Origin of the sequence: Weizmannia sp. FSL K6-3076, assembly GCF_038007245.1 — a bacterium.
Lineage (GTDB): Bacteria > Bacillota > Bacilli > Bacillales > Bacillaceae_C > Weizmannia > Weizmannia faecalis.
Window position 1 is genome coordinate 1521917 of sequence record NZ_JBBOWU010000001.1, and the last position, 13471, is coordinate 1535387.

General features: G+C 48.3%; 13 protein-coding genes. 9 read left to right on the forward strand and 4 right to left on the reverse strand.

Going from position 1 to position 13471, the window contains the following annotated elements; translation table 11 throughout:
- The first annotated feature begins 138 nt into the window (after window positions 1–138).
- Window positions 139–1890 carry an ABC transporter ATP-binding protein gene (locus NSS95_RS07010; RefSeq protein ID WP_061565328.1) on the forward strand — a complete coding sequence of 584 codons (1752 nt, stop codon included), beginning with the start codon at window positions 139–141 and terminating at the stop codon, window positions 1888–1890.
- Window positions 1890–3908, forward strand: coding sequence for an ABC transporter ATP-binding protein (locus NSS95_RS07015; RefSeq protein WP_035188943.1), 2019 nt, complete (start codon window positions 1890–1892; stop codon window positions 3906–3908). Before NSS95_RS07010 ends, NSS95_RS07015 begins: the two co-directional genes overlap by 1 nt.
- A 62-nt stretch (window positions 3909–3970) precedes the next feature.
- Here the strand turns inward: NSS95_RS07015 and NSS95_RS07020 are convergent, their stop codons facing one another.
- The gene (locus NSS95_RS07020; protein ID WP_017550841.1) at window positions 3971–4246 is read right to left on the reverse strand and encodes an alpha/beta-type small acid-soluble spore protein; all 276 of its coding nucleotides are present in this window, start codon (window positions 4244–4246) and stop codon (window positions 3971–3973) included.
- Window positions 4247–4418: 172 nt separating this feature from the next.
- Between NSS95_RS07020 and NSS95_RS07025 the strand changes: the two genes are divergently transcribed.
- The 4 genes from NSS95_RS07025 to NSS95_RS07040 all read left to right on the forward strand — a co-directional run bounded on the left by NSS95_RS07025 (window position 4419) and on the right by NSS95_RS07040 (window position 7837).
- Entirely contained in the window at window positions 4419–4814 is a 396-nt protein-coding gene (locus tag NSS95_RS07025; protein ID WP_017550842.1) for a CidA/LrgA family protein, read from the forward strand.
- Window positions 4783–5463, forward strand: a complete 681-nt coding sequence (locus NSS95_RS07030; RefSeq protein ID WP_014098366.1) for an LrgB family protein — start codon at window positions 4783–4785, stop codon at window positions 5461–5463. The genes NSS95_RS07025 and NSS95_RS07030 overlap by 32 nt, the downstream gene beginning before the upstream one ends.
- Before the next feature lie 41 nt (window positions 5464–5504).
- Complete coding sequence (locus NSS95_RS07035) at window positions 5505–7124, forward strand: long-chain fatty acid--CoA ligase (RefSeq protein WP_014098365.1); 1620 nt, start codon at window positions 5505–5507, stop codon at window positions 7122–7124.
- Between the two features lie 104 nt (window positions 7125–7228).
- Entirely contained in the window at window positions 7229–7837 is a 609-nt protein-coding gene (locus tag NSS95_RS07040) for a lytic transglycosylase domain-containing protein (RefSeq protein ID WP_014098364.1), read from the forward strand.
- A 32-nt stretch (window positions 7838–7869) separates the two neighbouring features.
- On the opposite strand, the gene NSS95_RS07045 is transcribed toward NSS95_RS07040, so the two are convergent.
- Both NSS95_RS07045 and NSS95_RS07050 read right to left on the reverse strand, forming a co-directional pair.
- Window positions 7870–8121: a GlsB/YeaQ/YmgE family stress response membrane protein gene (locus tag NSS95_RS07045; RefSeq protein WP_013859301.1), complete on the reverse strand. Its 252-nt coding sequence runs from the start codon at window positions 8119–8121 to the stop codon at window positions 7870–7872.
- Between the two features lie 168 nt (window positions 8122–8289).
- Window positions 8290–8436 carry a small acid-soluble spore protein P gene (locus NSS95_RS07050; RefSeq protein ID WP_014098363.1) on the reverse strand — a complete coding sequence of 49 codons (147 nt, stop codon included), beginning with the start codon at window positions 8434–8436 and terminating at the stop codon, window positions 8290–8292.
- A gap of 98 nt (window positions 8437–8534) precedes the next feature.
- On the opposite strand from NSS95_RS07050, the gene NSS95_RS07055 reads away from it, so the two are divergent.
- Together NSS95_RS07055 and NSS95_RS07060 are read left to right on the forward strand one after the other, a co-directional pair.
- Entirely contained in the window at window positions 8535–8792 is a 258-nt protein-coding gene (locus NSS95_RS07055) for a hypothetical protein (RefSeq protein WP_014098362.1), read from the forward strand.
- Window positions 8793–8917: 125 nt separating this feature from the next.
- Window positions 8918–10162 (forward strand): aminopeptidase, encoded by a 1245-nt coding sequence (locus NSS95_RS07060; protein WP_014098361.1) that lies wholly within the window; start codon window positions 8918–8920, stop codon window positions 10160–10162.
- Window positions 10163–10251: 89 nt separating this feature from the next.
- On the opposite strand, the gene sspO is transcribed toward NSS95_RS07060, so the two are convergent.
- Window positions 10252–10401, reverse strand: a complete 150-nt coding sequence (gene sspO / locus NSS95_RS07065) for a small acid-soluble spore protein O (RefSeq protein WP_014098360.1) — start codon at window positions 10399–10401, stop codon at window positions 10252–10254.
- Window positions 10402–10645: 244 nt separating this feature from the next.
- Between sspO and acnA the strand changes: the two genes are divergently transcribed.
- Entirely contained in the window at window positions 10646–13381 is a 2736-nt protein-coding gene (gene acnA / locus NSS95_RS07070; RefSeq protein ID WP_014098359.1) for an aconitate hydratase AcnA, read from the forward strand.
- The last annotated feature ends 90 nt before the right edge of the window (window positions 13382–13471 follow it).

The following is a 13471-nucleotide window of genomic DNA, read 5'->3' on the forward strand; positions in this document are numbered from 1 at the left end:
TTTAAATTGGCCAGCCATCAGGCGATGCACATTTTGAAAAAGGGGATGAACAAGATGAAGCATCATCCGGTTTTACTGTTGTCTTACGGAGAGAAAGAAGGCGGATAGAGACAGAAATGACGGGAGGAGGACGACGGTTTGTTTAGTGTATTGGGGAAATTAGGGTGGTTTTTTAAAGCCTATTGGAAAAGATATGCGATTGCAGTGCTTGCGCTTTCAATTGTTAACTTGTTGGAAGTGCTCCCGCCGATGATTCTCGGCGATTCCATTGATAAAATATTCACCGGGGAAATGACAGCACACATTTTTTCCCTCTACATCGGCGTCATGCTGGCGATTGCAGCTGCCCTTTACGGCCTGACCTATATATGGCAGTATAACTTGTTTGGCGGGGCGTTTATCGTGGAAAAAATGCTGCGGTCCCGGTTAATGAACCATTTTTTAAAAATGGCGCCTCCTTTTTTTGAGCGGAATCGTACGGGCGACTTAATGGCGCGGACGACGAATGATTTGCGGGCGGTGTCCCAGACAGCGGGTTTCGGGATTCTGACGCTTGTTGATTCAACCATGTATATGCTGACCATTATTCTGACCATGGCCGTGCTGATCTCCTGGAAGTTAACGCTCGTTTCGATCTTGCCGCTTCCGTTTCTGGCAGCCGGCATTAAAGTGCTGGGAGAGAAAATTCATAGACGTTTTACTGTTGCCCAGGACGCCTTTGGGGATTTAAATAACCGGGTGCTGGAATCGGTTGCCGGTGTCCGCGTCATCCGTGCCTATAACCAGGAAATAGCGGACGAAACAAGATTCCAGTCGATGACGGAAGACGTTTATCAAAAAAACATTGCGGTCGAAAAAATTGACGCGCTTTTTAATCCGCTGACAAAAATCATTACCGGGATGAGTTACACGATCGGCCTTGCTTACGGCACTTATCTCGTTTTTCACCAGCAAATTACACTCGGAAATCTTGTTTCCTTTAATGTCTATTTGGGCATGCTGACATGGCCGATGTTTGCGATTGGGGAATTGATGAATGTCATGCAGCGCGGCAATGCTTCACTTGACCGTGTAAATGAAACGTTGCGGCATGTGGAAGATGTAAAAGACCCGGAAGCCCCGAAAACGGTTGAACAGCCGGATATCATAGAATTTGCCGATTATACTTTCCGCTATCCAAAATCGCGGGAAGAGAACCTGAAGCATATTCATTTAAAGATCAAAAAAGGGGAGACGATCGGGATCACCGGTAAAACCGGCAGCGGGAAAACAACGCTGATCAAACAACTGTTGCGCGAATATCCGCTTGGAAGCGGCCGGCTGCTTGTCTCCGGTGTTCCAATTGAACAATTGACCAAAGAGGAAGTATTAAGCTGGATCGGGTATGTGCCGCAGGACCATGTGCTTTTTTCCAGAACGGTGAAAGAAAACATCCTGTTCGGTACCGATTCGGCCGGGGAAGCGGAACTGCAAAAAGCGATCCGGACTGCATCACTTGAAAAAGATATCGAGATGCTCCCGGACGGACTTGAAACGCTTGTCGGTGAAAAAGGGGTCGCTTTATCAGGCGGGCAGAAACAGCGGATCTCGATTGCACGGGCGGTCATAAAAGATCCGGAAATTTTGATCCTGGATGACGCGCTGTCCGCTGTCGATGCCAAGACCGAGGCGTCCATTATTGCGAACATCCGGAAAGAGCGGAAAAATAAAACGACCATCATCGCGACCCACCGGCTGTCGGCGATTGAACACGCCCAGTGGATTGTCGTCCTCGATAACGGCCGGTTCACGGAGGAAGGGACGCACGAACAGCTGTTGAAAAACAAGGGCTGGTATTACGAACAGTACATGCGCCAACAGCTCAAGTCCCGTGAGGAGGTGGAAGCATAATGGCTGCAAAACGGCTTTTCCGCTATGCGATGAACTTTAAACGTTCCATTTTGATTGCGCTCGCGGCCCTTATGGTTGCCGTTGGGGCGGATGTGTTCAGCCCGATCGTGGCAAAAACGATGATTGACCGCCATATCACCGGCATTGAAAGCGTATGGGTGGAGACCCATGATGCCCGCCAGGCGGTTTCTTATCACGGCCGCCATTACAAACGGCTTGTTTATGCTTCCGCTGAGGAGAAAAAAGGGAAGAAGCGGACGATTGTCCAGGCAGGAAGAAACTTTTATTTCGTAAAAGGCCGTGTTGAAACCGGCGGGAAAAATACGTACCGGGACGGAAAACTGTATATGACCTATAATGGCAAAACGGCTTCTTACCGGGCGGAAAAGATATCCTATGCGGGCGTGCTCCGCTTTTACAGCCCGGAAATCCCGTATATTTTGAAACTGTTAATCTTGTATTTCGGCCTTTATGTTGTGTCGGGATTCGGCCAGTTTACGCAATATTTTTATTTGCAAAAAGCTGCAAACCGGATTATCCAGAAAATGCGGAATGACCTTTTTATCCACTTGCAAAAATTGCCGATCCCATTTTTTGACAACCTGCCGGCCGGAAAGATTGTCTCGCGCATCACCAATGATACGGAAGCCATCCACGAATTGTATGTGGCTGTGCTGTCAAACTTTTTCAGCGGCCTGGTTTATATTGCCGGCATTTATATTGCAATGTTTTTGCTCGACTGGAAACTTGCGCTTGTCTGCCTGTTGTTAATGCCAATTTTATGGCTGTGGATGCGGGTATACCGGAAGTTTGCCCAGCAGTACAACCGGATGATCCGTTCGAAAGTGAGCGAAATGAATGCCATGATCAATGAGTCGATCCAGGGCATGCCGGTCATCCAGGCTTTCCGGCGCGAAAAGCAAACGAAGGAAACCTTTGAACAGCTGAATCGGACGCATTTTAAATACCAGAACAAAATGCTGGTGTTAAACGCCTTGTCGTCCCATAATTTAACCGGCATTTTAAAAAATCTCGTGCTTGTGGCGTTTCTCTGGTATTTCGGGCACAGCGCCCTTTCCGGTTTGTCAGCCGGGCTCTCCGTCGGCCTTTTGTATGCCTATGTGGACTATATTAACCGGCTGTTTAACCCGATCAGCAATATTGTCAACCAGTTCAGCAATCTTGAGCAGGCGCTTGTTGCCGGCGAACGTGTTTTCAGGCTGCTGGACGAAAAAGGCGAGGATGCGGAGGCGAAATCCGTACCGCGCTTTAAAGGGCATGTGGAGTTCCGGCACGTCTTTTTCGGCTACAAAGAAAACGAATATGTGCTGAAAGACATTGACTTTGAGGCAAAGCCGGGTGAAACGGTCGCGCTTGTCGGCCATACCGGATCCGGGAAAAGTTCCATTATGAATGTGCTGTTCCGTTTTTACGACTGTAATGAAGGAGAAATCCGGATTGACGGGACGGATATCCGGTCGCTTCCGCGGCAGGCCGTCCGTGAACATATGGCGATCGTGCTGCAGGACCCGTATTTGTTTACCGGCACGATTTATTCAAATGTCAGCCTCGGGGACCCGCGGATTACAAGAGAAAAAGCGGCTGCCGTGTTAAAAGCGGTCGGCGCCGATCAAGTGATCGGAAATCTGGAAGAAGGGCTCGATGAACCGGTCTTTGAAAAGGGGAGCACTTTATCGAGCGGGCAGCGCCAGCTCATCTCGTTTGCCCGCGCACTTGCTTTTGACCCGGCTATCTTAATTCTTGATGAGGCGACGTCCAATATTGATACGGAAACGGAATTGGCCATCCAGCATGCCATGGATGTCCTGAAAAAAGGAAGGACCACGTTTATCATTGCCCACCGGCTTTCCACCATCAAAAATGCCGACCAGATTTTGGTGCTGGACCGTGGCCGGATTGTGGAACGCGGAAGCCATGAAGAGTTAATGGAAAGAAAAGGGAAGTATTATCAAATGTACCAAATGCAGCATTCAGGCGGAACGGAAGCAGCCGGATAAATCCAGCAATGTGAAGCGGAGTCTGTACTATAACAAACGGGCAGGGAAATTCTCTGCCCGTTTTATTTTTTCTTTAATTGTTCCTGCGCCATCCGGACCAGTTCTTTCACCATGTTTCCGCCGATCGGCCCGCCGATTTTTCCGGCCTGTTCAGCCGTCAGTTTGCCGTTATAGCCTTTTTGAAGCGGAATGCCGCGTTCACTGGCCACCTCGTATTTGATATCGTCCGGGTGGTCCGTATCGGTACGATATCCTTCTTTGGCCATCACTTCGGTTTTGAACCGGTCAAGCGCGCTCCTTGATTCTGCGATAAGCGGTTTTCTTTTTCGTTTTGGCATGCGGATTCCCTCCCCTTATAGGATGCGGATGGCCAGCTGCCTTTATGCGCCGGGGAGAAAAAACGAAAAATGATTTTTTTTGAAAAAATCATACAGGATATTTAAAATCTGTATGGAATATTTGTATAATAAGAACTGTAATAATACAGCAAATAAAAAGGGAGTATGCAACGTGAAAAAAGCAGTAATTGGTGCATTGCAGATCGGTTTGCTCTGGGTCATTTACGAAATCGGGCTGGAAGCAGTCAAAATCCTGCATTTGCCGGTACCGGGGAATGTATTTGGCATGCTGGTGCTGTTTCTTTTATTGATCACGGGCATTTTGAAGCTGCAGTGGATCGATACGGGCGCAACATGGATTTTAAAACATTTATCCTTCTTTTTTATTCCGATTTCCGTCGGGCTGATGTCGCTCGGTTCATTTTTCCTCCATAATGGCGTGGTGCTGACCGTAATACTGGCTGTCAGCGCGGTAGCCGGCATTGTAGGGACGGGGATGTCCGCCCAGCTTTTGGCAAGGGGGCGTGAGGCAAGCCATGAGCAGCAGTTACGCCGTGACACTTTATAGCATTTTCATCACCGTTTTCGTTTACCTGCTGTCGTTGCGGTTATCGAGAAGGTTTCCTTCCCCGTTCACAACGCCTGTATTTTTCAGTACGGTGGTATTGATCGTGCTATTGGCCGCAAGCCATATATCCTATAAAGCGTATCTTCCCGCAAAAGGGGTCATGACCTATTTTCTCGGCCCGGCCACCGTTGCGCTGGCTGTGCCGCTTTATAAAAACAGGGCGATTCTTGCGCGCTATTTTCTGCCGGTTGTCGGCGGCATTCTTTCAGGCAGCATGCTGACTGTCGGGACCGCCCTCGCCCTGGCCAAAATTTTCCAGCTGTCGCACAATATTTTTGCTTCCCTTGCCGTGAAATCCGTCACCGTGCCGGTTGCAAGCGAGGTAGCAAAAATCATCGGCGGCAATGAGGTGCTGGTTGCGGGGTTTGTCATGATTACCGGGATGATCGGTGCCATGTTCGGCCTGAAGCTCTTAACTTTGGCGCGCGTCCACGACCCGGTATCACGAGGCCTTGCGCTCGGCACGATTTCCCATGGGATTGGAACGGGGGAAGCCGTGAAGGAAGGAGAACTGCAAGGTGCCGTATCAGGGGTGGCGATGGGGATGGCCGCCATTTTAACTTCTTTTATCCTGCCATGGTTGTTCTAAACCGGGATAAACATATATTACAGCTAAAGGGGTAGATACTGATGATGAAGACACCGCTTCTGCTTTCTACTATGATCGAGAGGGCTGAACGCTATTTTCCCGAAAAATATGTCATTTCACGTACACACACCGGGATTCAGCGGATTCCGTATCGTGAAATTGCAAAACGGACACGCCGGCTTGCCAGTGCGCTGGAAAAACTCGGGATGAAAAAAGGAGACCGGGTTGGTACGTTTGCATGGAACCACCACCGCCATTTGGAGGCCTATTTTGCCGTGCCATGCCGCGGGGCTGTCCTTCATATGGTCAACATCCGTTTGTCAGAAGACCATCTCACCCATGTCATTAACCATGCGGAAGATAAAATTTTGCTGATCGATGAAGATCTCGTCCCGGTGATTGAAAAAATCCGGGATCGCCTGAAAACGGTCGAGCATTTTATCATTATGAGCGATGAGAAGGCGGTTCCGGAAACTACCTTGTTTCCTGTCTCCTCTTATGAAGCCATCCTGGAAGAAGGCGATGAGCGTTATCCGTTTTTACACGACCTTGATGAACATGCGCCAGCCGCGATGTGCTACACGTCGGCAACAACCGGCTATCCGAAAGGGGTTGTCTATTCCCACCGCGGCCTTTATTTGCACAGCATGGCGCTCGGGCTTAGTGACCAGCTCAGCGTTCAGGAACGCGACATCGCCATGACGGTCGTTCCGATGTTTCATGTCAATGCCTGGGGGCTTCCCTATGCAGCCACCTGGTTCGGGGCAACCCAGGTGCTGCCGGGGCCTTCTTTTACACCGGAAATTCTCGCACAGCTCATTGAAAAAGAAAAAGTCACGATGACAGCAGGCGTCCCGACGATTTGGATCGGCATGCTGAAAGTGCTGCAGGAAAAGCCGTATGATATCAGCAGCCTGCGCCTGATCGTAAGCGGGGGTGCGGCATCGCCTAAGGGATTGATCCGTGCTTACGAGGAAACGTACAAAGTGCCGTTTATGACCGGCTACGGGATGACGGAAACGACCCCGGTTGTTTCGTTGGCCACGTTAAAAAGCAGCATGGATCATTTTACCGTGGACGAAATGGTGGATGTGAGAGGAAAAACCGGGCTGCCTGTTCCCGGCGTTGAAGTGAAAGTCGTCAATGAGAACGGAGAAGTACCGTGGGACGGAAAAACAATGGGGGAACTGATCGTAAGAGGGCCGTGGATTGCGGATGAATATTACAATGACGAGCGTACGCAGGAAGCATTCAGGGATGGCTGGCTGTATACCGGAGATATTGCAGTCGTGGATCAGGAAGGGTACCTAAAGATTACCGACCGGACAAAAGACCTGATTAAAAGCGGCGGCGAGTGGATTTCTTCCGTCGAACTTGAAAACGCTCTCATGTCGCACGAAGCGGTCTTTGAAGCAGCCGTCATTGCCGTTCCCCACCCGAAATGGCAGGAACGCCCGCTCGGCTGTGTGGTTTTAAAAAGCGAATATGAAAACAAAATCACGGCTGCGGAACTAAAAGATTATTTAAAAACACAATTTGCCTCATGGTGGGTCCCTGACGACATTTTGTTTATGAAAGAAATCCCGAAAACGTCTGTCGGCAAGTTTTTAAAACGGGCATTGCGTGAACAGCTGCAAGACCATTATGCAGGCGTGCAGTAATGCATGCGGGAAAAAGCCGGAATCTTTCTATGGATTTCGGCTTTTTCATTCGATAATATAAAGGGGAGAGGTTTTAACGGAAAGACGAAAGGATTCAAACGGAAATGCCCAAAACATGGAAGAAAAAGAAGCGGAACCGGGGTAAAACGTGGATCGTCCTGCTTATTCCGGTCATCGTGTTAAGCGCCTATTTTATTTTCGAAGAGAACATCCAGAAAAAAACGGATCCCCAAATCCCTGAAAAATATTTGTCCATCTATTTGGAAGCAGAGAAAATATACGGGGTTCCCTGGTATGTGCTTGCCGCTCATCACCGGGTGGAAACCAGGTTTTCAACGATGAAGCCGATGGTCTCGCCGGCCGGCGCCCAAGGCCCGATGCAATTTATGCCGTGCACATTTGTCGGCTGGAAACATCCGTCATGCAGCGGCCTTGGAAAAGGAGACATCCCGAAAAATGAAGAAACGAACCCGGCTGTCATAAAAAAATACGGAGGATATGGCGTCGATGCGGACGGGGACGGGAAAGCAGACCCGTTTAACGATAAAGATGCGATTTTCAGCGCGGCAAATTATTTGTCGAAAAACGGGGCGGCAAACGGGCAGATTCAAAAAGCGGTTTTTGCGTATAACCACAGCCGTAAATACGTGTCCGAAGTGATGCATTATGTACACCTTTATCAAAAAGAAGGTTTAGAAAAAGCAAGCAAGTAAAAAAGGGCGGTTCTGGCCGCCCTTTTTTACTGTTATGCTTTTCTTGCTATTCTTAAAATGAAGCTTAACACAAAGACGAGAATGATGGCCCCGATTAAAGCAGGTATGATGGCCATCCCTGCAATATGCGGCCCCCAATTCCCGAAAATTGCGCCGCCAAGCCATGCACCGACAATCCCAGCAATAATATTTCCGATAATTCCGCCTGGGATGTCCCGGCCCATGATCAATCCTGCAAGCCATCCGATAATCCCACCTACGATTAAATATAGAATAAACGACATTTTCACATTCCTCCTGTTAACTTAAGTTTCATGTCTTTTTATCGAACTTGGTGTACTTATTACCTTTTTTGTACCAGACTAAACATGCGCAGGCGTATTCTAAAACGTCTAAAATGACAAATATGCGGAACTTTTCAGGGGAAAGCGGGAAATCCTCTGGTTTGAAGTTTATAGATCATGCCCGGGATTGTGCTTTTGCCTTGAATGATTCCGGTTTTTAACCTTTTTTGAGCCGCTTAACGGTTCCGGCTGCCCGCTGTTGTTTGCTTTTGGCTGGTTTCTGCGTATATCATTTCCGTCGTTTTTATTTACCATTTTCATCCCTCCAACTATACAATTTGCTTTTTGTAAAGCGGTTATACAGCATACCATGAAAAAAATTGAACATACTATCGTTTGAAGGAGAGATGACAATGCCTTACCATAAAGACAAACAGCAGGCGTTCCAAGCGGCCGAGCAGCACATGGCCTTGACGGAAGACATCTTGCAGAATGTAGAGATGGGAAGTGAAGACGCCGGGCACCAGCTCGCCCATTTGAAAGAAGAAATCAACGAAACGTACCAAGAGATCGAAAATGCACTCGAAGTGGCGAGCGAAACGCAACGGGTGCAATTGGAACAGTTCCGGCGCGATTTGGATACAATCGTAAAACATACAGATTTGCATTAAAGCGGGGAGGAGGATCCCTGCTTTTTTTCATCTGCGCCCGGATCTGGTATAATATAGAATGGTATCAAGCCTGCGACCGGGCGGGGTTCATACATATGAAAAATAATAAACAGGAGGGAATCGAAATGGCTTTGCCAAATTTTGAACAGAATTTACAAAAATATGCGAAATTGCTCGTGACAAAGGGCATCAATGTAAAGCAGGGCGACTGGGTAAAAGTATATATTGCAGTCGACCAGGCAAAACTTGCGCGCCTTGTCGTAAAAGAAGCGTATGCACTAGGCGCGGAAAAAGTAATCGTCGAATGGTCGGATGATGAAATTACAAAACAGCATTATCTGAATCAGCCGCAGGAAGTGCTGACACATATTCCGGATTACAAAATTGCCGAGACGGAAGACCATGTGCTTAACCATAAAGTGAGCCGGCTGTCTATTCTTTCAAGCGATCCCGGCCTGCTCAATGATGTCGATCCGCACAAAGTGGCCGCTTATCAAAATACAGCAGCGAAAGCTTTCAAAGCGCAGCGGGTTGCCACGCAAAATGACGATATCAAATGGACGGTTGCTGCAGCGGCGGGGGCCGGATGGGCAAAAGCAGTATTCCCGGATTTAGAAACCGAAGAAGCACAAGTCGATGCGCTTTGGGATCAGATTTTTAAAACATGCCGTGTCTACGCGGACGACCCGGTTGCCGCCTGGGAACAGCATAAACAGACGTTAAATGAAAAAGCGGCGAAGTTAAACGACATTCAATTCGATGCCCTTCATTATACGGCGCCGGGGACGGACCTTACACTCGGCCTTCCGAAAAACCATATTTGGGCCAGTGCGGGCAGCGTGAACCCGAAAGGCGAAGAATTCATTGCCAATATGCCAACGGAGGAAGTGTTTACTGCACCGGATACGCACAGGATGGAAGGCGTCGTGCGCAGCACAAAACCATTAAGTTATGCAGGCACTTTAATCGAAGGCATTGTTGTCCACTTTAAAGACGGGAAAATCGTCGATATTTCTGCTGAAAAAGGCGAAGAAGCGATCAAAAAACTCGTGTTTGAAAACGAGGGTGCAACAGGGCTCGGGGAAGTTGCGCTTGTACCGGATCCGTCGCCGATTTCACAGTCCGGCATTACATTTTTCAATACATTGTTTGACGAGAATGCCTCGAACCACCTGGCCATTGGTGCAGCCTATCCGACAACGATCCAGGGCGGCACGAAAATGAGCGAAGAAGAACTGTTAAAACACGGCATGAATGTCTCCAATGTCCACGTTGACTTCATGATCGGCTCTGCTGATATGAATATTGACGGCATCAAGCAGGATGGAACCGTTGTGCCGGTATTCCGCAATGGGGACTGGGCCATCTAAAGAAAAACATTAATATTATATTGATAAAGATTCTCAATGGCCAAAACAAAGAAATCAGCCCATAAAGCTGATTTCTTTGCCATCCCATGCTACTGGTTTTTCTTGCGTTTTTTGTTAAACTGTCTTTCTTTTTCCGTTAAAGGCTCGTTTGAAAATTCTTCATTGTATCCGGCGCCTTTCCCTTGCGCTTTTGCCGTATTCATGCCCGGCCGGATATGGTTTGCTTTCTGTCTTGTCACAAGGCTCACCTCCCTGGCCACAGTTTCAGTATGTTGAATAAAGGAAAAATCATACCTTGCCGATAAATTTTTTGCAAACCAAACGACAGGTGATATAATTAAAACTTATCACACACAATAATATTATTGTTATTTACTTATGTCATTTCTTGTAATAAGATGAAACTGTGAGGCGTTTTTTACGAATCATTCTGTTAATCTTTTAAATGATGAAAATATGAATCTTGACAAAGGGGGAAAAGACATGTCCAATGATGTCTTTAAAGCGCGTTCCATTTTTGAAGTAAATGGGAAACGCTATCACTATTACCGCCTAACAGCGCTGCAAGACGCAGGAATCGCCAATGTGTCGCGCCTGCCTTATTCGATTAAAGTGCTGCTTGAATCGGTGCTCCGCCAAATGGACGGCCGCGCGATTACGAAAGAACATGTTGAAGATTTGGCAAAATGGGGATCGGATGAAGTAAAGGACAAAGAAGTCCCGTTTAAGCCGTCACGCGTTATTTTGCAGGATTTTACCGGTGTTCCAGTTGTTGTCGATCTTGCATCGCTCCGCAAAGCGATGGCTGATTTGGGCGGAAACGCGGATAAAATCAATCCGGAAGTACCGGTTGACCTTGTGATCGACCACTCGGTTCAGGTTGATAAATACGGTGCGCCGGATGCCCTTCAGGTGAATATGGATTTTGAATTCAAACGCAATGCCGAACGCTATAAATTTTTAAACTGGGCCCAAAAAGCGTTTGACAATTACCGTGCCGTTCCGCCTGCAACGGGGATTGTCCACCAGGTAAACCTTGAGTATCTGGCAAGTGTCGTCCATGAAAAAGAACTGGAAAACGGCGAATATGAAACGTATCCGGATACCCTCGTCGGGACCGATTCCCATACGACAATGGTCAATGGACTCGGGGTGCTCGGATGGGGTGTCGGCGGTATCGAAGCGGAAGCCGGCATGCTCGGCCAGCCTTCGTATTTCCCAATTCCGGAAGTTATCGGCGTAAAAATGACCGGATCGCTTCCGAACGGGGCAACCGCAACCGACCTTGCGTTAAAAGTCACCCAGCTTTTGCGCCAAAAAGGCGTGGTCGGCAAATTTGTCGAATTCTTTGGCCCGGGCGTCTCAACGCTGCCGCTTGCAGACCGTGCGACGATTGCAAACATGGCGCCTGAATACGGGGCAACTTGCGGTTTCTTCCCGGTTGACGATGAGTCGCTTGCCTATTTGCGCTTAACCGGCCGCAGCGAAGAACATGTAAAAGTGGTGGAAACTTACTTGAAAGAAAACGGCATGTTCTTTACGCCGGACAAAGAAGACCCGGTTTATACGGATGTGCTTGAACTGAACCTTTCTGAAATTGAAGCCAACCTTTCCGGCCCGAAACGCCCGCAGGATTTGATTCCGTTATCGCAAATGCAGTCTGCTTTCCAAAAAGCGATTACGGCGCCTGCCGGCAACCAAGGTTTCGGACTGGATGAAAAAGAGCTCGATAAAGAAGCTGTGATCCATTTTAACAACGGCGAAACAGCTGCGATAAAAACCGGCGCAGTCGCCATTGCAGCGATTACGAGCTGCACAAACACTTCAAACCCTTACGTTATGCTCGGGGCCGGCCTGCTTGCGAAAAAAGCGGTTGAAAAAGGGCTGGAAGTGCCGAAATATGTGAAAACATCGCTTGCGCCTGGATCAAAAGTCGTGACCGGCTACTTAAAAGACTCCGGTTTAATGCCGTACCTCGAACAACTTGGCTTTAACCTGGTCGGTTATGGTTGTACAACCTGTATCGGAAACTCCGGTCCGTTGAAGGAAGAAATTGAAAAAACCATCATGGACAATGATTTGCTCGTAACGAGTGTCCTTTCCGGGAACCGGAATTTTGAAGGCCGGATCCATCCGCTTGTCAAAGCCAACTATCTGGCTTCGCCGCCGCTTGTCGTTGCTTATGCGCTCGCAGGAACGGTGAATATCGATTTAAACCATGACCCGATCGGCAAAGACAAAGACGGCCAAGACGTCTACCTGAAGGATATTTGGCCGCAAGCGGATGAAATCAAAGAAAATGTTCAAAAAGTCGTCACGCCGGAACTGTTCCGCAAACAATATGAAAACGTCTTTACCGACAATGAACGGTGGAATGCGATCGAAACGAGCGACGAACCGTTGTATACATGGGATGCAGAATCGACTTACATTCAAAATCCGCCGTTCTTTGAAAATCTCTCGCCTGAACCGGGCGAAGTACAGCCGCTGTCGAGCCTGCGCGTCATCGGCAAATTCGGCGATTCGGTGACAACGGACCATATTTCGCCTGCAGGTGCGATCGGCAAAGACACCCCTGCCGGAAAATACCTGTTGTCAAAAGGAGTCGAACCGCGTGACTTTAACTCTTATGGTTCCCGTCGCGGCAACCATGAAGTCATGATGCGCGGAACATTTGCCAACATCCGCATCCGCAACCAAATTGCACCGGGTACGGAAGGCGGCTACACGACTTACTGGCCGACGAATGAAGTGACGTCGATTTATGATGCAGCCATGCGTTATAAAGAAAACGGCACCGGCCTTGTGGTTCTTGCCGGCAAAGATTACGGCATGGGCTCATCGCGCGACTGGGCGGCAAAAGGCACATACCTGCTTGGCATTAAAACCGTGATTGCGGAAAGCTTTGAACGGATCCACCGTTCCAACCTCGTTCTCATGGGCGTGCTGCCGCTGCAGTTCAAAAAAGGGGAAAATGCCGACACACTCGGCTTATCCGGCAAAGAAACATTTGATGTCCATATTGACGAAAATGTTAAACCGCATGACTGGATAAAAGTGACGGCTACCGACGAAAACGGGAAGAAAACGGAATTTGAAGCGCTTGTCCGTTTCGATTCCGATGTAGAAATTGACTATTACCGCCACGGCGGCATCCTGCAAATGGTGCTGCGCGAAAAACTACAGCAGTCCAAAAATGAAGTGAAATCAAAATCATAATGTTTAAAAAAGCTGCGGCCAAAGCCGCAGCTTTTTTTGAATCAAATTTATAATTTTTCCCATAATTGCCCATACTAAGTAAAAATACTT